Annotated in this window: 24 protein-coding genes; 17 read left to right on the top strand and 7 right to left on the bottom strand. The window is 70.9% G+C overall.

Going from position 1 to position 21,064, the window contains the following annotated elements; translation table 11 throughout:
- Positions 1 to 10: 10 nt before the first annotated feature.
- From ASG88_RS16225 to ASG88_RS16175, 11 genes are all read left to right on the top strand, one after another.
- Positions 11 to 451 carry a hypothetical protein gene (locus tag ASG88_RS16225; RefSeq protein ID WP_056888476.1) on the top strand — a complete coding sequence of 147 codons (441 nt, stop codon included), beginning with the start codon at positions 11 to 13 and terminating at the stop codon, positions 449 to 451.
- Between the two features lie 57 nt (positions 452 to 508).
- Positions 509 to 727, top strand: a complete 219-nt coding sequence (locus ASG88_RS23350; RefSeq protein ID WP_056888630.1) for a hypothetical protein — start codon at positions 509 to 511, stop codon at positions 725 to 727.
- A 13-nt stretch (positions 728 to 740) separates the two neighbouring features.
- Positions 741 to 1,562: a F0F1 ATP synthase subunit A gene (gene atpB / locus ASG88_RS16215; RefSeq protein WP_235534884.1), complete on the top strand. Its 822-nt coding sequence runs from the start codon at positions 741 to 743 to the stop codon at positions 1,560 to 1,562.
- Positions 1,563 to 1,593: 31 nt separating this feature from the next.
- The gene (atpE, locus tag ASG88_RS16210; protein WP_199907451.1) at positions 1,594 to 1,833 is read left to right on the top strand and encodes an ATP synthase F0 subunit C; all 240 of its coding nucleotides are present in this window, start codon (positions 1,594 to 1,596) and stop codon (positions 1,831 to 1,833) included.
- Between the two features lie 29 nt (positions 1,834 to 1,862).
- The gene (locus tag ASG88_RS16205; RefSeq protein ID WP_056888475.1) at positions 1,863 to 2,420 is read left to right on the top strand and encodes a F0F1 ATP synthase subunit B; all 558 of its coding nucleotides are present in this window, start codon (positions 1,863 to 1,865) and stop codon (positions 2,418 to 2,420) included.
- Positions 2,420 to 3,235, top strand: a complete 816-nt coding sequence (locus ASG88_RS16200) for a F0F1 ATP synthase subunit delta (RefSeq protein ID WP_056888474.1) — start codon at positions 2,420 to 2,422, stop codon at positions 3,233 to 3,235. The genes ASG88_RS16205 and ASG88_RS16200 overlap by 1 nt, the downstream gene beginning before the upstream one ends.
- 67 nt (positions 3,236 to 3,302) lie before the next feature.
- A complete protein-coding gene (gene atpA, locus ASG88_RS16195; RefSeq protein WP_056888473.1) occupies positions 3,303 to 4,946 on the top strand; it encodes a F0F1 ATP synthase subunit alpha in 1,644 nt (547 codons plus the stop codon).
- A 2-nt stretch (positions 4,947 to 4,948) separates the two neighbouring features.
- The gene (locus ASG88_RS16190) at positions 4,949 to 5,881 is read left to right on the top strand and encodes a F0F1 ATP synthase subunit gamma (RefSeq protein WP_056888472.1); all 933 of its coding nucleotides are present in this window, start codon (positions 4,949 to 4,951) and stop codon (positions 5,879 to 5,881) included.
- A 2-nt stretch (positions 5,882 to 5,883) separates the two neighbouring features.
- Positions 5,884 to 7,338 carry a F0F1 ATP synthase subunit beta gene (gene atpD / locus ASG88_RS16185; protein WP_056888471.1) on the top strand — a complete coding sequence of 485 codons (1,455 nt, stop codon included), beginning with the start codon at positions 5,884 to 5,886 and terminating at the stop codon, positions 7,336 to 7,338.
- A complete protein-coding gene (locus ASG88_RS16180; protein ID WP_056888470.1) occupies positions 7,338 to 7,736 on the top strand; it encodes a F0F1 ATP synthase subunit epsilon in 399 nt (132 codons plus the stop codon). Before atpD ends, ASG88_RS16180 begins: the two co-directional genes overlap by 1 nt.
- A 91-nt stretch (positions 7,737 to 7,827) precedes the next feature.
- A complete protein-coding gene (locus tag ASG88_RS16175; RefSeq protein WP_056888469.1) occupies positions 7,828 to 8,286 on the top strand; it encodes a DUF2550 domain-containing protein in 459 nt (152 codons plus the stop codon).
- Positions 8,287 to 8,308: 22 nt separating this feature from the next.
- On the opposite strand, the gene ASG88_RS23140 is transcribed toward ASG88_RS16175, so the two are convergent.
- Positions 8,309 to 9,295 (bottom strand): LacI family DNA-binding transcriptional regulator, encoded by a 987-nt coding sequence (locus ASG88_RS23140; RefSeq protein ID WP_056888468.1) that lies wholly within the window; start codon positions 9,293 to 9,295, stop codon positions 8,309 to 8,311.
- Between the two features lie 58 nt (positions 9,296 to 9,353).
- Here ASG88_RS23140 and ASG88_RS16165 point away from each other — a divergent pair, with 58 nt between their 5' ends.
- On the top strand, positions 9,354 to 10,523 hold the full coding sequence (locus ASG88_RS16165) for an MFS transporter (RefSeq protein ID WP_157559781.1): 1,170 nt from the start codon (positions 9,354 to 9,356) through the stop codon (positions 10,521 to 10,523).
- An 87-nt stretch (positions 10,524 to 10,610) separates the two neighbouring features.
- On the opposite strand, the gene ASG88_RS16160 is transcribed toward ASG88_RS16165, so the two are convergent.
- Positions 10,611 to 11,960, bottom strand: a complete 1,350-nt coding sequence (locus ASG88_RS16160) for an HNH endonuclease (protein WP_056888466.1) — start codon at positions 11,958 to 11,960, stop codon at positions 10,611 to 10,613.
- A 271-nt stretch (positions 11,961 to 12,231) separates the two neighbouring features.
- Between ASG88_RS16160 and ASG88_RS16155 the strand changes: the two genes are divergently transcribed.
- From ASG88_RS16155 to ASG88_RS16150, 3 genes are read left to right on the top strand one after another with little or no spacing between them, the layout of a single operon-like run.
- The gene (locus ASG88_RS16155) at positions 12,232 to 12,723 is read left to right on the top strand and encodes a GNAT family N-acetyltransferase (protein ID WP_056888465.1); all 492 of its coding nucleotides are present in this window, start codon (positions 12,232 to 12,234) and stop codon (positions 12,721 to 12,723) included.
- A complete protein-coding gene (locus ASG88_RS24225) occupies positions 12,617 to 13,045 on the top strand; it encodes a GNAT family N-acetyltransferase (RefSeq protein WP_082600565.1) in 429 nt (142 codons plus the stop codon). The genes ASG88_RS16155 and ASG88_RS24225 overlap by 107 nt, the downstream gene beginning before the upstream one ends.
- Positions 12,934 to 13,314, top strand: coding sequence for a GNAT family N-acetyltransferase (locus tag ASG88_RS16150; RefSeq protein WP_414858646.1), 381 nt, complete (start codon positions 12,934 to 12,936; stop codon positions 13,312 to 13,314). Before ASG88_RS24225 ends, ASG88_RS16150 begins: the two co-directional genes overlap by 112 nt.
- Here ASG88_RS16150 and ASG88_RS16145 read toward each other — a convergent pair.
- From ASG88_RS16145 to ASG88_RS16130, 4 genes are read right to left on the bottom strand one after another with little or no spacing between them, the layout of a single operon-like run.
- Positions 13,308 to 13,529: a hypothetical protein gene (locus tag ASG88_RS16145; protein ID WP_056888464.1), complete on the bottom strand. Its 222-nt coding sequence runs from the start codon at positions 13,527 to 13,529 to the stop codon at positions 13,308 to 13,310. The two genes, ASG88_RS16150 and ASG88_RS16145, sit on opposite strands and share 7 nt — an antisense overlap.
- A gap of 39 nt (positions 13,530 to 13,568) precedes the next feature.
- The gene (locus tag ASG88_RS16140; RefSeq protein WP_056888463.1) at positions 13,569 to 14,156 is read right to left on the bottom strand and encodes a GNAT family N-acetyltransferase; all 588 of its coding nucleotides are present in this window, start codon (positions 14,154 to 14,156) and stop codon (positions 13,569 to 13,571) included.
- The gene (locus ASG88_RS16135; RefSeq protein WP_056888462.1) at positions 14,149 to 17,301 is read right to left on the bottom strand and encodes a DEAD/DEAH box helicase; all 3,153 of its coding nucleotides are present in this window, start codon (positions 17,299 to 17,301) and stop codon (positions 14,149 to 14,151) included. Before ASG88_RS16135 ends, ASG88_RS16140 begins: the two co-directional genes overlap by 8 nt.
- Before the next feature lie 56 nt (positions 17,302 to 17,357).
- A complete protein-coding gene (locus ASG88_RS16130) occupies positions 17,358 to 17,936 on the bottom strand; it encodes a cob(I)yrinic acid a,c-diamide adenosyltransferase (RefSeq protein WP_056888461.1) in 579 nt (192 codons plus the stop codon).
- Positions 17,937 to 18,085: 149 nt separating this feature from the next.
- On the opposite strand from ASG88_RS16130, the gene ASG88_RS16125 reads away from it, so the two are divergent.
- Both ASG88_RS16125 and ASG88_RS16120 read left to right on the top strand, forming a co-directional pair.
- A complete protein-coding gene (locus ASG88_RS16125; protein ID WP_056888460.1) occupies positions 18,086 to 18,397 on the top strand; it encodes an STAS domain-containing protein in 312 nt (103 codons plus the stop codon).
- A 67-nt stretch (positions 18,398 to 18,464) separates the two neighbouring features.
- Positions 18,465 to 20,528, top strand: coding sequence for a protein meaA (locus tag ASG88_RS16120; protein WP_056888459.1), 2,064 nt, complete (start codon positions 18,465 to 18,467; stop codon positions 20,526 to 20,528).
- Between the two features lie 18 nt (positions 20,529 to 20,546).
- Here the strand turns inward: ASG88_RS16120 and ASG88_RS16115 are convergent, their stop codons facing one another.
- Positions 20,547 to 21,044, bottom strand: coding sequence for a DUF427 domain-containing protein (locus ASG88_RS16115; RefSeq protein WP_056888458.1), 498 nt, complete (start codon positions 21,042 to 21,044; stop codon positions 20,547 to 20,549).
- Positions 21,045 to 21,064 lie beyond the last annotated feature (20 nt).

Raw genomic sequence — 21,064 nt, 5'->3', positions numbered from 1 at the left:
GGCCGCCACCATGACGACCGAGTCGAAGCAGGACACCCGACCGGGTGCCTCCGTGCTCCTCGGGGCGGCCGGTGCGGCGCTCGTGGCGGGTCTCGTGATGACGCTCGTCGCCTGGTTGGTCGCCGACGCCACCGCGGTCCGCAGCGTCCTCCTGAGCACCCTGCTGGTGGTGGTGGTGATCGGCTTCGGCGTCTTCGTGCTCAACACGGTGGCCTCCGTCATGCCCGGTGCCACGGTGCTCGTGGCGCTCGTGACCTACGCCCTCCAGCTGGTCGTGATGGCCGCGGTCGTGCTCCAGCTCGTGCGCAGCGGGATGATGGCCGACACCCTCGACCGACGCTGGTTCGGGGGAGGCGTCGCGGTGGCCACGCTGGCCTGGATGGTGGCCCAGATCGTGGCCGCGACGCGGGCGCGGATCCCCGTCTACGACCTCCCGGAGGCGGGTGCGTGATGACCCACCACACCTGCTATCGTCCGGTTCGCGATGGCTCAGCGGAAGGCTCCGTCGATGCACTCGGACGAACCCCCTCACGGCGACCCCTGGTTGGCGTTCTCTTACCTCGTCTCGGGTGCAGCGGTCTACGGCCTCATCGGTTGGGGTCTCGATCGATGGCTGGGCACGAGATTCCTGGTCGCTGTCGGGATCGTGTTCGGGGTCGCGCTGGCGATCTACATGACTTTTGGTCGGTTCGGCGGGCTTGCCTCGCGGCAGGACAAGCAGAGCTAAGGCAGGAGAGAGAGTGAGCGTGCACGTGAGCCTGAGCGAGGCGACACCCGTAGCGGCGGAGGGTGGCGACGGTGGTTTCATCGCGCCCGGACCCGGCAGCTTCGAGCTGCCGCCGGTCTTCGAGGTCGCCGGCTTCGGCGTCACCAAGCCGATGCTGCTGCTGATCCTCTCCGCGGTGCTCATCCTGGCGTTCACGATCTCGGCCTCCCGCAACGCGCAGATGGTGCCGGGTCGGCTCCAGTTCGCGGGGGAGACGGTCTACGGCTTCGTGCGCAACACGCTCGCCCGCGACAACATCGGCAGCGAGCACTTCATGAAGTTCGTGCCCTACCTGTTCTCGCTGTTCATGTTCATCCTGGTGAACAACTACTACGGCATCTTCCCGTTCCTGCAGTTCCCCACGATGTCCCGCATCGGGTTCGTCATACCGCTCGCCCTCATCTCGTGGCTCATCTACATCGGTGCCGGCATGTGGAAGCACGGGGTGTTCGGATACTTCAAGCACGCCACCATGCCCGCGGGCGTCGGCGGGCCGATCCTGATCCTGCTGGTCCCGCTGGAGTTCTTCTCCAACATCCTCGTCCGGCCCGTCACGCTCACGCTGCGTCTGTTCGGCAACATGTTCGCCGGCCACCTGCTGCTGATCCTGTTCGCGACCGGCGGTGCGGCCCTGCTCACCAGCGGCAACGCGCTGTACGCCGGCGTGGGCATCCTGTCGTTCGCCCTCGGCATCGGGGTCAGCTTCCTGGAGATGCTGGTGATGTTCCTCCAGGCGTACGTCTTCACCCTGCTCAGCTCGATGTACATCGGGGAAGCGCTCGCGGACGAGCACTGACCCACCACAAGTTTCGCCAAACAGCGGCGCGATGGACGCGTCGCCGACGAAAGGAAAAGCCGTGGAAGGCTCCATCAACATGATCGGCCTCGGCCTCTCCGCCATCGGTCCCGGTGTCGGTATCGGCCTGATCTTCGCCGCGTTCATCAGCGGTGTCGCCCGTCAGCCCGAGGCCCAGAGCCGCCTGCAGTCGATCGCCATCCTTGGCTTCGTTCTCGCTGAGGCACTCTTCATCATCACCGTCGCGCTCGCGTTCGTCCTGCCCATCTGACGACCGTCCCCGCAGTAGGGAGATCACCTGTGTTCACCGTTGTCCAGGCGGCTGAAGAGGCGCACAACCCGCTCCTCCCGATCTTCTCGGAGATCGTGCTGGCGCTGATCGTCTTCGCGATCTTGTTCTTCGCGATCCGCAAGTTCGTCGTGCCGAGCTTCGAGAAGACGTTCGCCGAGCGCACCCAGGCGATCGAGGGTGGGCTGAGCGCGGCCGAGACCAAGCAGGCCGAGGCCGACGCCAAGCTCGCCGAGCTCGAGAAGCAGCTCGCCGACGCCCGGCACGAGGCCGCCCGCATCCGCGAGGAGGCTCGCGAGCAGGGCGCCCAGATCGTCGTCGAGATGCGTGAGCAGGCCCAGGCCGAGTCCTCGCGCATCATCGAGCACGGCAAGACGCAGATCGAGGCCGAGCGCCAGCAGGCGGTCACCTCCCTGCGGGCCGAGGTCGGCGCCCTCGCGACGACCCTCGCCGGTCGCATCGTCGGCGAGAGCCTGGACGACGAGGCTCGCCAGAGCCGGGTCGTCGAGCGCTTCCTCGCCGACCTCGAGTCCGATGGCTCGACCACCACCGGGAGCGGGGTCAACTGATGGCAGGCGCCCTGCGTGGAGCGTCCGCCGACGCCCTGGCAGCCCTCACCAGCGAGCTGGAGAGCACGCTGCGGGGCGGCGCGGACGCGAGCCGCATCGGCGACGACCTCTTCATGGTCTCGTCGGTGCTGCGCTCGGAGGCCGCGTTGCGGCGGGTGGCGACGGACGCGTCCGTCGATGCCTCCGCCAAGGCCGGCCTCGTCTCCGAGATCTTCGGCGGCAAGGTCGACCGGGGCACGATGGACCTGCTCGCGTCGGCCGTCGGCCGTCGCTGGACGGTCTCGCGGGACCTCGCCTACGCCCTCGAGCACCTCAGCGAGGTCGCCGTGGTCCGCTCGGCCGGTGGCGACTCCGGTCGTCTCGCCGACGAGCTGTTCGCGTTCGGTCGGGCGGTCAACGACAACCCCGGGCTGCGTGACGCCCTGTCCGACCCCTCGCGGTCGCAGGCCGACAAGGCAGCCCTGGTGCGGTCGCTCCTCGACGGCAAGGCGCTCCCGGCGACGGTGACCCTGGCCCAGCAGTCGCTGGCCGGGACCTACCGCACCGTGGCGGCCGCGCTCTCGACGTACCAGCAGGTGGCGGCCACCGTGCACGGCCAGCGCGTCGCCACCGTCCGGGTGGCGCACCCGCTGTCCGACGCCGATCGCCAGCGCCTCACCGACGCGCTGTCGCGGCAGTACGACCGCCAGATCCACCTCAACGTGGTGGTGGACCCCGATGTCCTCGGCGGCATCAAGGTCGAGGTCGGCGACGACGTCATCGACGGCACCGTCGCCAACCGCCTCGACGAGGCCCGGCGCAAGCTCGCCGGCTGACGACCCCGCCCCTCACCACCCCGCACCCACCTAGAACTTTTCGAGCAGACGAGAGTAAGGAAGACAGATGACGGAGCTTTCGATCCGTCCGGACGAGATCCGGGACGCGCTGCAGCGCTTCGTGTCCGACTACAAGCCTGAGTCGGCCAGCAAGGAAGAGGTCGGCACCGTCGCCGAGGCGGCGGACGGCATCGCCCGCGTCAGCGGCCTGCCCTCCGTGATGGCCAACGAGCTGCTCGAGTTCGAGGACGGCACGCTGGGCATCGCGCTCAACCTCGACACGCGCGAGATCGGCGTCGTGGTCCTGGGTGACTTCGACAAGATCGAGGAGGGCCAGTCCGTGCGACGCACGGGCGAGATCCTCTCGGTCCCGGTCGGCGACGGCTACCTCGGACGCGTCGTGGACCCGCTCGGCACCGCGATCGACGGCCTGGGCGAGATCACTCCGCTCGAGGGACGTCGTGCGCTGGAGCTCCAGGCTCCCGGCGTCATGGTGCGCAAGTCGGTGCACGAGCCGCTGGCGACCGGCATCAAGGCGATCGACGCCCTGACGCCCATCGGCCGCGGCCAGCGCCAGCTCATCATCGGTGACCGGTCGACGGGCAAGACGACGATCGCGATCGACACGATCATCAACCAGAAGGCCAACTGGGAGTCCGGTGACCCGGACAAGCAGGTGCGCTGCATCTACGTCGCCATCGGCCAGAAGGGCTCGACCATCGCCGCGGTGCGTGGCGCCCTCGAGGAGGCCGGCGCGCTGGAGTACACGACGATCGTCGCGTCACCCGCCTCCGACTCCGCCGGCTTCAAGTACCTCGCCCCCTACACCGGCTCGGCCATCGGCCAGCACTGGATGTACGACGGCAAGCACGTCCTGATCGTCTTCGACGACCTGACCAAGCAGGCCGAGGCCTACCGCGCCGTGTCGCTGCTGCTGCGCCGCCCGCCGGGTCGTGAGGCCTACCCGGGTGACGTGTTCTACCTGCACAGCCGGCTGCTCGAGCGTTGCGCCAAGCTCTCCGACGAGATGGGCAAGGGGTCGATGACCGGCCTGCCGATCATCGAGACCAAGGCCAACGACGTGTCGGCGTTCATCCCGACCAACGTCATCTCGATCACCGACGGCCAGATCTTCCTGCAGTCGGACCTGTTCGCGGCTAACCAGCGCCCCGCCATCGACGTGGGTGTCTCGGTCTCGCGAGTGGGTGGCTCGGCCATGACCAAGGCGATGAAGGCCGTCACCGGCTCGCTCAAGGTCGACCTGGCGCAGTTCCGCGCCATGGAGGCCTTCGCCATGTTCGCCTCGGACCTCGACGCCGCCTCGCGCCAGCAGCTCGACCGCGGCCAGCGCCTGATGGCCCTGCTCAAGCAGCCGCAGTACTCGCCGTACCCCGTCGAGGAGATGACCGTGTCCCTGTGGACCGGCACCTCGGGCCGCCTGGACAAGGTGCCCACCGACGACGTGCTCCGCTTCGAGAACGAGTTCCTCGACTACCTGCGTCGCAGCCACGAGGGCATCCTCGCCGGCATCCGCGAGTCGCAGAAGTTCGAGGACTCCACCGAGTCGGAGCTCGAGAAGGCGTACGACTCCTTCCTCGACCAGTTCGAGACCTCGGACGGCCAGAGCATCAAGGCCGGCAAGGAGGAGCACGTCGCTCTCGAGGACGAGGACGTCGAGCAGGAGCAGATCGTCAAGCAGAAGCGGAGCTGACGATGGCTCTCTCGGTACGTGAGTACCGCGCGCGGATCAAGTCGACGGAGTCGATGAAGAAGATCACGCGTGCCATGGAGCTCATTGCCGCGTCCCGCATCATCAAGGCGCAGCAGCGGGCCCAGTCGGCCGCGCCGTACGCCCGTGAGCTCACGCGTGCGGTCTCGGCCGTCGCGACCTTCTCCAACGTCGACCACGCGCTGACGGTGGAGCCCGAGGACCCCAAGAAGGCGGCGATCCTGATCGTCACCTCCGACCGGGGTCTCGCGGGTGCCTACTCCTCGAATGTCCTCAAGGAGGCCGAGCGCCTCGTCGAGAAGCTCAAGGAGGAGGGCAAGGAGGTCGACATCTACGTCTCCGGCCGCAAGGGCGAGGCCTACTTCAAGTTCCGGCAGCGCCGTGTGGTGCAGTCGTGGACGGGCTTCTCCGACCAGCCGACGTACGACGTCGCCAGCGACATCGGCTCGACGCTGATCTCGGCGTTCCTCAACGAGACCGGTGTGGAGCCCGAGGAGGGCACCGCGCCGGGTGTCGACGAGGTGCACGTGGTCTACACGCGCTTCCGCTCGATGTTGGCCCAGGAGCCGGTGGCGCTGCGCATGCTGCCGCTGGAGGTCGTGGAGGGCGAGGAGAAGCCCACCGAGGCCGAGCTGCTGCCGCTCTACGAGTTCGAGCCCTCGCCGTCCGAGGTGCTCGACTCCCTGCTCCCGCGCTACGTCCAGAGCCGGATCTTCTTCGCCCTGCTGCAGGCGGCCGCCTCCGAGCTGGCCGCCCGTCAGAAGGCGATGAAGTCCGCCACGGACAACGCCGACGAGCTCATCAAGAAGTACAAGCGCATCGCCAACCAGGCACGCCAGGCTGGCATTACCCAGGAAATCAGCGAGATCGTCGGTGGCGTCAACGCCCTTGCCGACGCACAAGCCGGGAGTGAGTGAACATGACTGCCACTGTTGAAGAGACGACCCACCAGGCCGGCGGCTCGGTCGGCCGCATCGCCCGCGTCATCGGGCCGGTCGTGGACATCGAGTTCCCGTCCGACGCGATGCCGCCCATCTACAACGCACTGACGTGCGAGTTCGAGCTCGGCGGCGAGAAGCAGTCGATCATCCTCGAGGTCGCCCAGCACATCGGCGACGGCATGGTCCGCGCCATCTCGATGAAGCCCACCGACGGCCTCGTCCGCGGTGGCCAGATCACCGACACCGGCGCCTCGATCACCGTGCCCGTGGGCGACGTGACGCTGGGCAAGGTGTTCAACACCACCGGTGACTGCCTCAACCTCGCCGAGGGCGAGACGCTGGACGTCAAGGAGCGGTGGGGCATCCACCGCAAGGCGCCCGCGTTCGACCAGCTCGAGTCGAAGACGCAGATGTTCGAGACCGGCATCAAGGTCATCGACCTACTCACCCCCTATGTGCAGGGCGGCAAGATCGGCCTGTTCGGTGGTGCCGGCGTCGGCAAGACGGTGCTCATCCAGGAGATGATCGCCCGTGTCGCCAAGGACCACGGTGGTGTGTCGGTGTTCGCCGGTGTCGGCGAGCGCACCCGTGAGGGCAACGACCTCATCGTCGAGATGGAGGAGGCCGGCGTCATCGGCCAGACCGCCCTCGTCTTCGGCCAGATGGACGAGCCGCCGGGCACCCGCCTTCGCGTCGCGCTGTCGGCCCTCACGATGGCGGAGTACTTCCGCGACGTGCAGAAGCAGGACGTCCTGCTCTTCATCGACAACATCTTCCGCTTCACCCAGGCCGGCTCCGAGGTCTCCACGCTGCTCGGTCGCATGCCGTCCGCGGTGGGCTACCAGCCCAACCTCGCCGACGAGATGGGCCAGCTGCAGGAGCGCATCACCTCGACGCGTGGTCACTCGATCACGTCGCTGCAGGCGATCTACGTGCCCGCGGACGACTACACCGACCCCGCGCCGGCCACGACGTTCGCCCACCTCGACGCGACCACCGAGCTCTCGCGAGAGATCGCCTCGCTCGGTATCTACCCCGCGGTGGACCCGCTGACGTCGACGTCGCGGATCCTCGACCCGCAGTACATCGGCGAGGAGCACTACCGCTGCGCGGTCCGGATCAAGCAGATCCTGCAGCGCAACAAGGAGCTCCAGGACATCATCGCCATCCTCGGTGTCGACGAGCTCTCCGAGGAGGACAAGATCATCGTGTCCCGGGCGCGCCGCATCCAGCGCTTCCTCTCGCAGAACACCTACGTGGCCAAGCAGTTCACCGGCATCGAGGGCTCGACGGTCCCCGTGGCCGACACCATCGAGGCGTTCAACAAGATCGCGGACGGCGAGTACGACCACGTCGCCGAGCAGGCGTTCTTCATGTGCGGTGGTCTCGACGACGTCGAGGCCAAGTGGGCTGAGATCCAGAAGACGCTCTGATGGCCGACTACGGGAGCCTCCAGGTCGAGCTGGTCGCGGCCGACCGCCTGGTGTGGTCGGGCGAGGCCAAGATGGTCATCGCCCGCACCACGGAGGGCGACGTCGGCATCCTGCCCGGGCACGCCCCGATGCTCTCGGTGATCATCGAGGGTGTCGTCGACGTGCAGACCGCCGAGGGCGAGACGTGGATCGCGGCCGTGGACGCCGGCTTCCTGTCGGTGGCCAACAACCGGGTCTCGATCCTGTCGGAGCACGCGGAGATGTCGCACGAGATCGACCTGGAGAAGGCACGCCAGGACCTCGAGCGGGCGCAGTCCAGCGGCGAGAACGACGACGCCGCCCAGGAGGCGGTCCGCCGCGCCGAGGCCCGCATCCGGGCCGTCGAGCGGGCGTCCTGACGGAGTGACGAAGACCTGACGCTAGGGTGAGCGCACGGACCTCTCGGTCCGTGCGCTCACTGCGTTCGGCGGTGGCAACAGGGAGGCGTGGATGCCGGTGTGGCAGTGGCTGCTCGAGTTCGCGGGCGTCCTGCTGGTCCTGCCCCTGCTGTACGGCGTCGCCCTGATCGTGCGTCGTCGGTTCCTGTCCCGCAACGGCGGCACGTTCGAGCTGAGCTACCGCATGCGCACCACCCACCCGGGCCGGGGCTGGCTGCTGGGCCTGGGCCGCTACAGCGGTGACTCCCTGGAGTGGTTCCGGATCTTCTCCCTCTCGCCGAGGCCGCGGATGTCCTGGTCGCGCCAGCAGATGACCTACTCCGGACGCCGCGACCTCGTCGGTGCGGAGGAGATGTCCCTGTACGCCGGACACGTCGTGGTGTGCTGCTCGACGCCCGCCGGGGGACCCTTCGAGATCGCCATGAGCGAGGCCTCGCTGACCGGTTTCCAGGCCTGGATCGAGGCCGGTCCGCCCGGCGCCGACTGGGACCGCAACCGCAATCGGGCGTGACCGCAGCGCTTCCCCGCGGGTCTCAGGCGCTCCGGGCCGGTCCCGTGGAGGCGCCCACGCGCAGCTCGACCGGCAGCACCACGTCGGGCGCCGGCTCCCCGGCCACGAGCGCGAGCAGGGCGGTCGCGGTGGCGTGCCCCTTGTCGCGCAGGGATTGGACCACCGTGGTGAGCTCGAGGTCGAGCCACGGGGTCGGCACGCCGTCGAAGCCGGCGACGCTGAGGTCGCCGGGGACGTCGAGGCCGAGCCGACGGGCCTCGGCCACGACCGCCGCCGCCTGCACGTCGCTCTGGCACACGACGGCGGTCACGTCGGGCCCGCCGGCCAGGTAGTCGGCTGCGAGGCGCTGGGCCGCGGCGGTGTCGCTCGGGCAAGCCCCGATCACCTCGGCCTCCGGGAAGACCTCGCGCAGGCCGGCGAGGCGCTCGCGCTGGGGGTGGGACGGCTCGAGCATGAGGGTGGCGACCCGTCGGTGGCCGAGGCCGGCCAGGTGGCGGGCGAGGTGCGCGGTGCCGGCGCGGCTCTCGACGTCGACGGACGTCACCCCCGGCCAGTCGGGACCCTCGACCACCACGATGGGGACCCCGCGCGCCGTGTAGTCGTCGTACGCCGGCCAGGACTCACGGCCGCAGATGTTGTAGACGATCCCGTCGAGGGGGAGCAGCGGCTGCTCGTGGACGTCGGAGTCGCCCATGAGCAGCAGTCCGAGGCCGGCAGCGCCGAGCACCTCGGAGACGGCGTCGAGCATCGGCAGGGCGGCGGGGTCGCGGAAGGCCGTGCTCAGCTGGCCGAGGGCGATGCCGACGACGCCGCTGCGCCCCTGCCGCAGGTGCCGGGCGATCGGGTTGGGGCCGGCATAGCCGAGTGCGGTGGCCGCGTCGAGGACGCGCTGCCGGGTGGTCCCGGACACGGGCTTGTTGCCGGAGAAGGCGAGAGACGCCGTGGACAGGGACACGCCGGCAGCACTCGCGACGTCCGCGAGGGTCGGGGTGCGACTTGGTCCGTCCATGGCGGAGAGGGTACCGTCGAATCGATTCGATCGAAACGTTTCGACCAGGAGTGCGCTCGTGCCCCAGCTCATCGCCGCCCGCAACGCCGTCGGGCTGGCCTTCATCCTCAACGGACTCTGCTTCGCCAGCTGGGTGTCCCGCATCCCGGAGGCGCGCGACGGGTTCGGGCTGAGCAACGGCGGGCTGGGCGTGCTTCTCCTCATGATCGCCATCGGCTCGCTCGTGGCCCTGCCGTCGACCGGCGCTGCGATCGGGCGCTGGGGCACGGTCCGGGTGCTGCGCGCCGGTGCCGTCATGGCCGCGCTCGGGCTCGGCACCGCCGGGCTCGCGCTCGGTGACTCGCTGGTCGTCACCGGCATCGCGCTTCTGTTCTACGGCGTCGGCATCGGCGTGTGGGACGTGGCCATGAACGTCGAGGGCGCCGAGGTGGAGCGTCGCCTCGGTCGCACGGTGATGCCGCGCTTCCACGCCGGCTTCAGCCTGGGCACGGTCGTCGGGGCTCTGGCCGGTGCCGGGCTGGTCGCGCTCGACGTGCCGAGTGCGCCGCACCTCGTCCTGGTGGTCGTCGTCTCGGCCGCCGTGGTCTGGCGGGGCGCGGCCGCGTTCCTGCCGGTGCCGGAGGTCGAGGAGTCGGGTCAGACCTCCGCCGCCCGCGCCTGGCTCGAGCCGAGGACCCTGCTCATCGGCGTCATGGTGCTGGCCCTCGCGATGACCGAGGGCACCGCCAACGACTGGCTCGCGGTCGCCCTCGTCGACGGGTACGACGTCTCGCACGCGGTCGGCGTGGCCGGCTTCGGGCTCTTCGTCGCCGCGATGACCGCCTGCCGCTTCGCCGGCACCCATCTGCTCGACCGGTGGGGGCGCACGGCCGTGCTCTGGTCGACGATGGCCGCCGCCGGCCTGGGCGTCCTGCTGATCGTGCTCGGCGGCCACCCGGCGCTCGTGGTGGCCGGCATCGTCCTCTGGGGAGCGGGTGCGTCCCTGGGCTTCCCGGTCGGGATGAGTGCCGCCGCGGACGACCCGGCCCGGGCCGCGGCGCGGGTGAGCGTCGTCTCGACCATCGGGTACGCCGCCTTCCTCGCCGGGCCCCCGCTCCTCGGCTTCGTCGGCGACCAGGTCGGCACGCTCGACGCGCTGCTCGTCGTCGCCGTCCTGCTCGTCCCGGCGGCGCTCGCCGTCCCGGCCGCGCGCAAGCCGACGAGCCAGTCGGTCGGCTCGCCGGCCTGACGCAGCATTACGTCGCGCGGTCCCGACCCGAGCAGCGGGACTCGGGCGGCCCTGACGCCGGGCGCCATGACTGGTGCGGCAGCAGGCTCAGGCAGCTCGTCCGAGGAGCATGCGTGCTGCGAGAAGCTCGGCCGGCGAGGCGCTGTCACGGTCGATCGGCTGGGCCGGAGCTCGCGAGAGGTGCACGTGGCCGGTGGGGGTCGTCAGCGCCACTTCGGTCACGGCCAGCGGATCGGCCACCGGCTCGTGCCGCCATCCGGGCGACTCCTTGGCGTAGTTGCAGCCCTCGCAGAGGCCTTGCGCGTTGTCGGCCGAGGTGGCTCCGCCTCGCTCACGGGAGACCACGTGGTCGCGGTGCCTGATCGGGGCGTTGCAGAACGGTGTGCGGCAGCGTCGGTCGCGCAGGTCGACCAGCTCCGCGAGCGAGCCTCGGAAGAAGCTCGAGGCGGACTCCATCGCGACGAGCGCGCCGGTCCGCGGCATGGCGAACAACCGCTGCACGGTCGAGCCCAGGTGCTGGGCGCCGGCGACGGCCAGCTGGCGGGAGACCGACGCCGGCACGTAGCCGGCGCCGAGGACGTAGCCGGGCTCGGTGCTCTCGCCCAGCAGGGTCTCGGCGCTCACGACCACCTTGAGGGCCGTCGGAGCGGGTGTGGTGCGACCGAGGCCGCCCAGGCGCTCGACGAGCGTGTCGGCCAGGAGATGTCCTCGGCCACGCTCGTCGCCACCGGCCCGCGCCGCCTCGGCCGCGTCGTTGAGCGACGTCATGATCATGGAGAGGTCGGTCGCCGGCAGGACTGCACTCAGGTGGCCCATGCCGTCGCCGATGATGCGACCGCTGACGCGCCGCTTGGTCCGGGCCCGTGCGTGGCGGGCCAGCCAGCCCTCCTCGTCCCGGCTCAGCACCTCACGCCGGACCAGGTCGCGGAGGTCCGCGTCACCCATCCCCGGCAGGTCGGGCCGGATCGCCGCGTCGACAGCCTGTCGTTGCGCGGCGGTGAGATCGGCCGTCTCGGTCGCGATGATCTCTGCCCGTCGCTCGTTGAGGTCGCCGCGCTCCAGCGCGGCCATCGTCTGCGGGAGGTCGTGGAGGAGGGCTCGGGCGAGCCGCAGCTTGCGGCGTCCCTCGTGCGGCGACTCCCGCCGCGCCAGTCCCAGCTCCATGCCGATGCCGGCGTCGGGGCTCGTCCGCCGCCGGCGCGGCTCCAGTGCCCGACGCGCCTGGTCCTGGGCCTGACGGTGCTGGTCGATCTCGCGGGCGATGCGGGCCTGGGCGGCGCAGATCGCGGACTTGAGGCGCTCGAGCTCGTCGATCTGGTCGATGCCCTCCCGGGGGTCGCGGGCGGGGGAGATGTCGAGGACCGTCGCTCGAAGGGCGCGCACCAGCTCGGCGGGAGCCGGTAGCTCCATGAGGTCAGTCTCGAGACGGTCGAACATGTGTTCGATTCTACGCTTGCCGCGCATGCAAGGCAACCCCTCAGGACGTCCTGTGGACTGTCTCTCCGACTCGTCAGTGGGCCGCGGTGACCAGCACCCGTCGCCCCTGAACGCGTCGTCAGGACGAGCGCCCCGACCGCGACGGTTGCGTACGCCCGCATGTCCTTCCGGTCGACCAGCACCTGCAGCACGGTGGTGATGCTCGTGGACCCGCCGGGCGAGGCGAGCGTTGCCCGCCCGACCATGCACTGGACGTTGCTAGGTTCCGCGGATGGACATCACGCGCATCGGGCCGGCCGACTGGGAGACCTTCCGGGAGGTGCGTCTGGAGTCCCTGGCCGAGTCGCCGGCGGCCTTCGGCTCCCGGCACGCCGACTGGGTCGACGCACCCGCCGAGCGTTGGCGGTCCCGCGTGACCCAGGTCCCGCTGAACCTCGTGGCACGTGAGGAGACTCAAGTGGTCGGAGTCGTCAGTGGGCAGCTCGTCGACGACGACTGGGTGGAGCTGATCTCCATGTGGGTGGCTCCGGCCGCCCGCGGGACGGGTGCTGCCGGCCGGCTCATCGACGGTGTCGTCGAGTGGGCCGCCAGTCAGGGGAGGGCGACCTTCCTGATGGTCCGCACCGACAACCGGCGAGCACGGACGGCGTACGAACATGCGGGGTTCGTGGACGTGGGTGTCCCGGAGGGCTGGCCGGACGACGGGCCCGAGGAGCGCCGGATGGAGCGGCGCCGATCGGAGCCTGATGGCCAGCATGGATGACTCGTCCCTGGCCGCGTTGCCGACCCTGACGACGGAGCGCCTGAGGCTGCGTCCGGTCACGGCCGACGACCTGGACCTGATGATCTCGCTCAACAGCGACCCGGCCGTCATGACCTTCGTCCGGGGCCGCGCTGCCACCGCGCAGGAGACGGCCGACGAGTGGCGCCAGCGGTGGGAACGCCAGAGCGACCCCGCGCGCGGACTCGGTTACTGGGCGGACTCGGTTACTGGGCGGGCTTCGACGGGGCGGCCTTCGTGGGCTGGTGGTCGGCGTCGTCGTTCGAGGGGCGTCCAGAGGTGTCCGGGGTGGGCTATCGGCTGACGGCGGCGTCCTGGGGGAGGGGCCTGGCCATCGAGGGCGCCCGGGTGATGGTCGACCAGGCCTTTGCCCGGCCCGAGATCGCCCGGGTCCTCGCCAGCACGATGGCCGCCCACACCGGCTCGCGACGCGTGCTGGAGAAGCTCGGCATGGTGCACACCGCCTCCTGGGCGGCGAACGAGAAGCACGAGGTCCCGGGATGGCGGGACGGCGAGGTCGGCTACGAGCTGGCCCGCGCCTCCTGGCAGGCCGGGCATCGACGCGGTCAGTGACCGGGAGGACTCCGACGAGACGCCAGGCGGGAGACGGCAGCGAGGGCTGAGACTCCAACGACCCAGGTCAGGCCCACCGCGAAGCTCCGCGAGATGTCGGTCAGCAGCCCCACTGCGGTGAGCCCAGTGACCCCGACTGCAAGCACGCCGAGGAAGACCGCCACCGCACTCGCGATCTCGACCGCCTGCTCCTGGCGCGCCTCCGGTGACCTCATCCCGCCATCGTGCCAGTCCGCAGAGCCTGGGGGCAGGAGTCAGCCCAGCGTCCGACGCATGACGAGGCGCGGCATCCGGCTGGCCACGGCGTCGGTCTGCCCGACGACCTCGAAGCCGGCCCGCTCGAACATCGCGCGGGTGCCGACGAAGGCCATCGTGGTGTCCATCCGCCCCTCGGGGTCGACGGGGTGCGCCTCGACGGCCGGGGCGCCGCGCGAGGCGGCGTACGCGACGGCGCCCTCGATGAGGTGCCCGGTCACGCCCTGCTTGCGGTGCCCGCCGCGGACCACGAGGCAGATGATGCTCCAGACGGGCAGGTCATCGACGGGGCGGATCAGCCGGGAGGCGGCGAGCCGGGGGATCTCGTCGCGCGGCGCGACGTGGCACCACCCGACCGGGACGTCGTCGCGGTAGGTCACCACGCCGAACGACGAGCGCCCGGAGGCCAGGGCCCGGGCGGCGTCCTCGCGGGAGCCGCTGCCGAGCTCCTCGATCTCCTTCACGCGGAGGCGGTGGGAGAGGCACCAGCAGTGCGTGCTGCGCCGGTGCGGGTTGATGACGTCCGCGAAGTCGTCGAAACGCGCCGCAGTGACCGGGTGGGTCGTCCACGCCGCGGTGTCAGCCATCCTCGAACAACCCCCTGATGTCGTCGGCGCTGATGCCTTGCGTGGAGGCGCCGCCGCCGTCGATCACCCGGGCGAAGAGCTCGGCCTTGCGGGCCTTGAGGGCCATGACCTTCTCCTCGATGGTGTCGGTGGCGACGAGCCGGTAGACGTGGACGTGCTTGTCCTGACCGATGCGGTGCGCCCGGTCGACCGCCTGTGCCTCGGCCGCGGGGTTCCACCACGGGTCGAGGACGTAGACGTAGTCGGCCTCCGTGAGGGTAAGGCCGACCCCGCCGGCCTTGAGGCTGATCAGGAAGACCGGCGCCTCGGCCCGGCGGAACGCCTCGATCACGGCCTCGCGGTCGCGGGTGCTCCCGTCCAGCTGCACGGTGGGGATGCCGTCGGCGTCCAGCCGCTCGCGGACCCGGGCGAGGAAGGAGGTGAACGTGCTGAACACCAGGGCCTGGTGGCCCTCGGCGGTCACCTCCGCCAGGTGCTCGGCGAGCAGCGAGACCTTGGCCGAGCCGACGTGGTCGTGGTCGGGGTCGACCAGGGCCGGGTCGAGGGCCAGCTGCCGCAGCTTGGTCAGCGCGCTGAAGATGGCCACCCTGTTGCGGTCGAAGTCCTCGACGAGTCCGAGGATCTTCTGGCGCTCCTTGGCCAGGTGGGTGTCGTAGATCTTGCGGTGCCGCGGCTCCAGGTCGACCTCGAGCACCTGCTCCTGCTTGGGCGGGAGGTCGGCGGCGACGAGCTCCTTGGTGCGACGCAGCAGGAACGGGCGGATCCGCCGGCGGAAACGGTCGAGCGCCGCCTGGTCGCCGTCCTTCTCGACGGGGCCGACCACCATGTCGCGGAAGCGGCGCGGCACGGGGTAGAGGCCGGGTGCCGTGATGGAGAGGAGGGACCACAGCTCCATCAGCCTGTTCTCGAACGGCGTGCCGGTCACGGCCAGCCGGAAGTCGGCGTCCACTGCCCGGGCCGCGGCGTAGGTCTTGCCCTGGTGGTTCTTGACCTGCTGGGCCTCGTCGAGGACCAGCCCGCTCCACCGGCGCGAGACGAACTGCTCGCGCTCGAGGCGCAGCAGGGCGTAGGTCGTGACCACCACGTCGTGGTCGCGGGCGATGGCGGCGACGTCGTCGGTGCGCCGGCTGACGACCCCCACCCGGAGGCCCGGCGCATGGGTCACCGCCTGCTGGCGCCAGGCGGTCACCACGCTGGTCGGGGCGACCACGAGGAAGGGGTCCTCGACCCCTCCGCGGATGACGGCGTGCTGCACGAGCGCGAGCACCTGCAGCGTCTTGCCCAGCCCCATGTCGTCGGCGAGGATCCCGCCGAGGCCGTGCTGGTGGAGGAAGGCCAGCCACCAGAAGCCCTCCAGCTGGTAGGGCCGCAACGCGGTGGTGAGACCCACGGGGTCGGGCTGGGGGATCTCGGTGAGGTCGCGCAGTGCGACCGCCCGGTCGGCCCACGTCGCGGCCTGCGCGTCGACGACCCCCAGCTCGGTGAGCTCGGCCCACACGCTGAGGTCGGTCGTGCCGACGCTGACCCGCGTGTCGTCCCCCTCGCGCAGCTGGGCGGCCGCCGCGACGGCCTCGTGCAACCGGGCGAACTCCGGCCGGTCGAGGGCGACGTACAGCCCGCTGGGCAGGACGAGGAACTCGTCGCCGCGGGTCACCGCGGCGAGCACGTCGGGCAGCGGGACCTGCTCGCCGTCGACGCTCACCTGCACCTCGAGGTCGAGCCAGTCCGTGTGGTCGGGCTGCCGCTCGGCCAGGGTGAAGGCGATCTCCGGGGCGCTCGCCGACTCCCGGAAGTCGGGGGCCTCGACCTCCGTCACCGTGACGTCAGGAAGCGTGGCGAGGTGGGGGAGGTCGTGGAGGGCCAGGGACAGCGCGTCGCCGCCCGAGGCCGAGGTGAGGCCCACCAGGTGGTCGGCGACCGTGGCCAGGACGGCGCGCTCCGCCGCCGGGTCGCGCACCCCGCCGAGCGACTCGGGGGACGTCGCGTCGCACCGCGCGTCGCCGTAGGCCCACTGCCAGGCGAGGGTGGCGTGCGTCGACGAGCGCCACGTGACGGTGAGGTGGAGGTGGGGGCGCGGTGGTGTGGGCACGTCCAGCGACCCGTCCGAGGACGCGACCTCGACGTGCCGCGTCAGGGGCGCCAGTGCCTCGAGGAAGGTGTCCTGGTCGTCGGCCTCGACCACGAGGGGCGGCCCCACGAGCAGCTCGGCCAGGGCGTCGGACAGCGGCTCGGCCAGGTCGGCGATGAGGACGTCGTCACCCTCGACCAGCACCAGCGAGGTCACCGGTCGCCCGACCGGGGTGACGAGGTCGCCGCGCCAGCGTCTGTCGTCGACCTCGGTGAGGATCGTGAGCTCCGTCGCGGTGCCGCGACGGACGAGGTCGGCAGCCACCCGCGCCGGTCCGGAGCTCAGGGAGAGCGAGCCGACGCCCGCTCCGGGCACCAGGGTGACGCCGGCGGCCACGGCCGCGCGCAGCGCCGGCACCAGGCGGTCGCCGTAGTCGTCGAGCAGGGGTGCCGAGCCCGACACGAGGTAGGAGTGCATGCTGACCAGCCCTCGCTGCAGGACCTGCAGGGCCTCGACCTGCGCCGGCACGTAGCGGTCCGACGCGGTGGGCCCGGAGAGGTCCGGCCAGTCGGCGCCGCTGCGCGCCCAGCCCTGGCGTGCGCCCGGTCGCACGGGACGCAGGGTGAAGTCGCCGGGGGTGCCCCGCGACCAGCGGGAGGTGGGCCGCCGGGAGATCTCCAGCCCGAGGGACGTCCCGGACATCGTGGACCTCGCGCGGCGGTCGAGCTCGCTGCTCAGCCGGGCCAGCCGCTGCTGCCAGAGCGGCTGCGACGGCACGGGAGGGGCGCCGCGCAGGCGCAGGGCGACGGCCGCGCCGTGCTTGCACATCCGCGCGACCGGGCACGAGCAGGCGCTGAAGACCCAGTCGGACGTCTCGTTGACCTCGGCGTGGAACTGCACGGCGTACGGCGTGGGGGCGGTGCCCCACACGTCGGCGGTGACGGTCAGGCTGCTGGAGGTCTCGTGCACGGCCTCCAGCGCCACGACCCCGTCGAGGATGGCGCGGGCGCGGACCAGCGTGCCCGGGTCGTAGAACCGGGCCAGGTAGTCGTCGGTCAGCGCGTCGCGGATCCCCATGGCCCGGTCATCGTGGCACCGACCGCGGACATCCGGCAGCGCTCGTCCACAGGCGCCTACTCGCCGCGCTCGCCACCGGGGACCCACAGCACGTCTCCCTGCGCACGGTTGGCGTGCCGGGCGAGGATGAAGAGCAGGTCCGAGAGACGGTTGAGGTAGGTGATCGAGAGCTTGTTCATCGACGCCTCGTGCTCGGACCAGGCCGCCCACGCGGACCTCTCCGCGCGGCGTACGACGGTGCGCGCGACGTGCAGGTGCGCGGCGCCGGACGTGCCGCCGTTGAGGATGAAGGACCGCAGGTTGGGCAGCTGCTCGTTGTAGTGGTCGCACCAGCCCTCGAGGCGGTCGACGTAGTCCTGCTCGATGCGCAGCGGCGGGTACTCCGGGTCGGGGACCACGGGCGTGCACAGGTCGGCACCCACGTCGAAGAGGTCGTTCTGCACGTGGGTGAGGACCGTGACCACGTCGGCGTCCAGGTCGCTCAGGGCGAGCGCCAGCCCGAGGTGCGCGCCGGCCTCGTCGACGTCGGCGTACGCGTGCAGCCGGGAGTCGTTCTTGGAGGTCTCGCTCATGTCGCCGAGGCGGGTGGTGCCGGCGTCGCCGGTGCGGGTGTAGATGCGGGTGAGGTTGACCATGCTCCGACCCTATCGATGACCCCACCCGCGGTCCGACCCGGCAAAAAAGGGGAGGCGGCGGTGCAACCAACTCGGGTACAACTGCGTCATAGTGAGTGCCACGTCACATTCTGGGAGTGCCGGGGGGTGCCGACAGAGGGGGAGACACGATGGACATCACGACGAACGGGCCGGTCCTGTCGTTGCACGGTGACTTCGACGTGCGCAGCACGTGGGAGGTCCGCGCCGCCATCTACGACCACCTCGAGGGCTGCCTCGACGAGGACGTCGTCATCGACATGGCCCACGTCGACAACATCGACGTCACCGCGCTGCGCGTGCTGGCCGTGGCCACCTGCCAGGCCTGGCTCGACGGGCACCACCTCACCGTCCGCAACTGCGGGCCCGCGGTCCGACGGATGATGCACCTGACCCGCCTGGCGCGGGCCATCGAGGTCGAGCGGGCCGTCGCCTCGGCCTGACCCCGGGTGGGGTTGCTCACATTTCCAACCGGTGACTCACCGGTAACCACGGGCCTACATTGACCCCATGACTGACTCCGAGGTCCAGGTCCCGTCGGCCGCCCCCGAGGCCGCACGTCCCGCGAAGGACCGGCCGTGGGTGATGAGGACGTACGCCGGCCACTCGACGGCGGCGGCCTCCAACGCGCTCTACCGGACCAACCTGGCCAAGGGGCAGACCGGCCTGTCGGTCGCCTTCGACCTGCCGACGCAGACCGGCTACGACCCCGACTCGCCGCTGAGCCGCGGGGAGGTCGGCAAGGTCGGTGTCCCGGTCCCGCACCTCGGCGAGATGCGCCGGCTCTTCGAGGACATCCCGCTGACCGGGATGAACACCTCCATGACCATCAACGCGACCGCCATGTGGATGCTGGCGATGTACCAGGTGGCCGCCGAGGAGCAGAACGGGCTCACCGCCGACTCCAGCCCGGAGGAGCGCAGCGCGGTGGCGCACCAGCTCGCCGGGACGACGCAGAACGACATCATCAAGGAGTACCTCTCCCGCGGGACCTACGTCTTCCCGCCCGAGCACTCGCTGCGCCTGATCGGCGACATGATCGCCTACACGGTCCACGAGATCCCGAAGTGGAACCCGATCAACATCTGCAGCTACCACCTCCAGGAGGCGGGGGCGACGCCGACGCAGGAGCTCGCCTACGCGCTCTGCACGGCGATCGCCGTCCTCGACCAGGTCAAGGCGGCCGGCCAGGTCGACGAGCAGGACTTCGAGAAGGTCGTCGGGCGGATCTCCTTCTTCGTCAACGCCGGGGTCCGCTTCATCGAGGAGACCTGCAAGATGCGGGCCTTCGTGCGGCTCTGGGACGAGATCACCCGGGAGCGGTACGGCGTGACTGACGAGAAGATGCGCCGCTTCCGCTACGGCGTCCAGGTCAACTCCCTCGGTCTCACCGAGGCCCAGCCGGAGAACAACGTGCAGCGCATCGTCCTGGAGATGCTCGGCGTGACGCTGTCCAAGAACGCCCGGGCGCGCGCCGTACAGCTCCCGGCGTGGAACGAGGCCCTCGGCCTCCCGCGGCCGTGGGACCAGCAGTGGTCGCTGCGGCTGCAGCAGGTGCTGGCCTTCGAGTCCGACCTGCTGGAGTACGACGACATCTTCGACGGCTCGCACGTCATCGAGGCCAAGGTCGCGTTCCTCGTGGCGAGCGCCAAGGCGGAGATCGACCGCGTCCAGGCCCTCGGCGGCGCGATCGCGGCCGTCGAGTCGGGCTACATGAAGCAGGCGCTCGTCAGCGCCCATGCGGCCCGCCGCGCCCGGATCGAGAACGGCGACGAGATCATCGTCGGCGTCAACAAGTACGACACCACGGAGCCGTCGCCGCTCACCGCCAACCTCGACGAGGCGATCATGGCCGCGGACCCGGCCGCGGAGCAGTCCGCGCTGGACTCCGTCGCGGACTGGAAGGCGCACCGCGACGAGGCCGCGGTCACCGAGGCGCTCGCGACGCTGGCCGCCGACGCCAAGACCGACAAGAACCTCATGCACGCCACCCTGGCCGCCGCCCGCGCGGGCGCGACCACGGGGGAGTGGGCCGGCACGTTGCGCGAGGTGTTCGGCGAGTTCCGTGCGCCGACCGGGGTGAGCGGCGCGGTCGGCGTCGCGGAGGCCGGCGCCGAGCTGGCCGCGGTCCGCGACAAGGTGCGTACGACGGGCGAGGAGCTCGGCGGGCGGCTGCGGCTGCTCGTCGGCAAGCCCGGCCTCGACGGCCACTCCAACGGCGCCGAGCAGGTCGCCGTCCGCGCGCGGGACGCGGGCTTCGAGGTGATCTACCAGGGCATCCGGCTCACCCCGGACCAGATCGTGGCCGCCGCGGTGGCCGAGGACGTGCACTGCGTGGGGCTGTCGATCCTGTCCGGCTCGCACATGGAGCTCGTCCCCGACGTGCTCGACGGCCTGCGGGCAGCGGGGCTGGAGGACGTGCCGGTGATCGTCGGCGGGATCATCCCCGAGTCCGACGGTCGGCGGCTCGTTGAGCAGGGCGTCGCGGCGGTCTACACGCCCAAGGACTTCGGCCTGACCGAGATCATGGGCGGCATCGTCGACGTCATCCGCCGGGCGCACGACCTCGACTGAGGCGCGCGCCGTGGGCGGTCACCAGCCGTGGCTGCCCGGCACGCCCTTGAACGGGCCGACCACCCGGTCGGTGACCCAGCCGCCGTAGAAGCCGCCCTCCTGGGCCCGCACGACCTCGTCGTCGACCAGGCACGCGTCGACCTGGCCGGGCATCACCGACACGTGGTCGTGGATCGCCTCGAAGCCGCGCGTGGGGTCGGCGTACGTCCAGGCCGCCCGCCGGGCGGTGGCGGTCGGGGTGACGAGGTCGAAGTACGTCGCCATCCCCTTCCACTCGCAGAAGGTGGTGCCCTCGACGGGTCGCAGCACGCCGGGCGCGAACGAGTCTCGCGGCAGGTAGTAGGTCGGGGGGTGGCTGGTCTCGAGCACCCGCAGCGACGCCGTGGTGCGGGCGACGACCTCGCCACCGAGCCGGACCTCGACGGTCTCGGTGCTGGGCTCGACCCGCGGTGGTCGGGGGTAGTCCCACACGGACTCCTGGCCGGGACCGGGGACCTCGGGCGTCACTCTGCGCATGCCTGCCAACGTACGCCGCG

The organism is Nocardioides sp. Soil777, assembly GCF_001428425.1.
Taxonomy (GTDB): domain Bacteria; phylum Actinomycetota; class Actinomycetes; order Propionibacteriales; family Nocardioidaceae; genus Nocardioides; species Nocardioides terrigena.
This window is presented reverse-complemented; position numbering and strand designations above follow the sequence as displayed.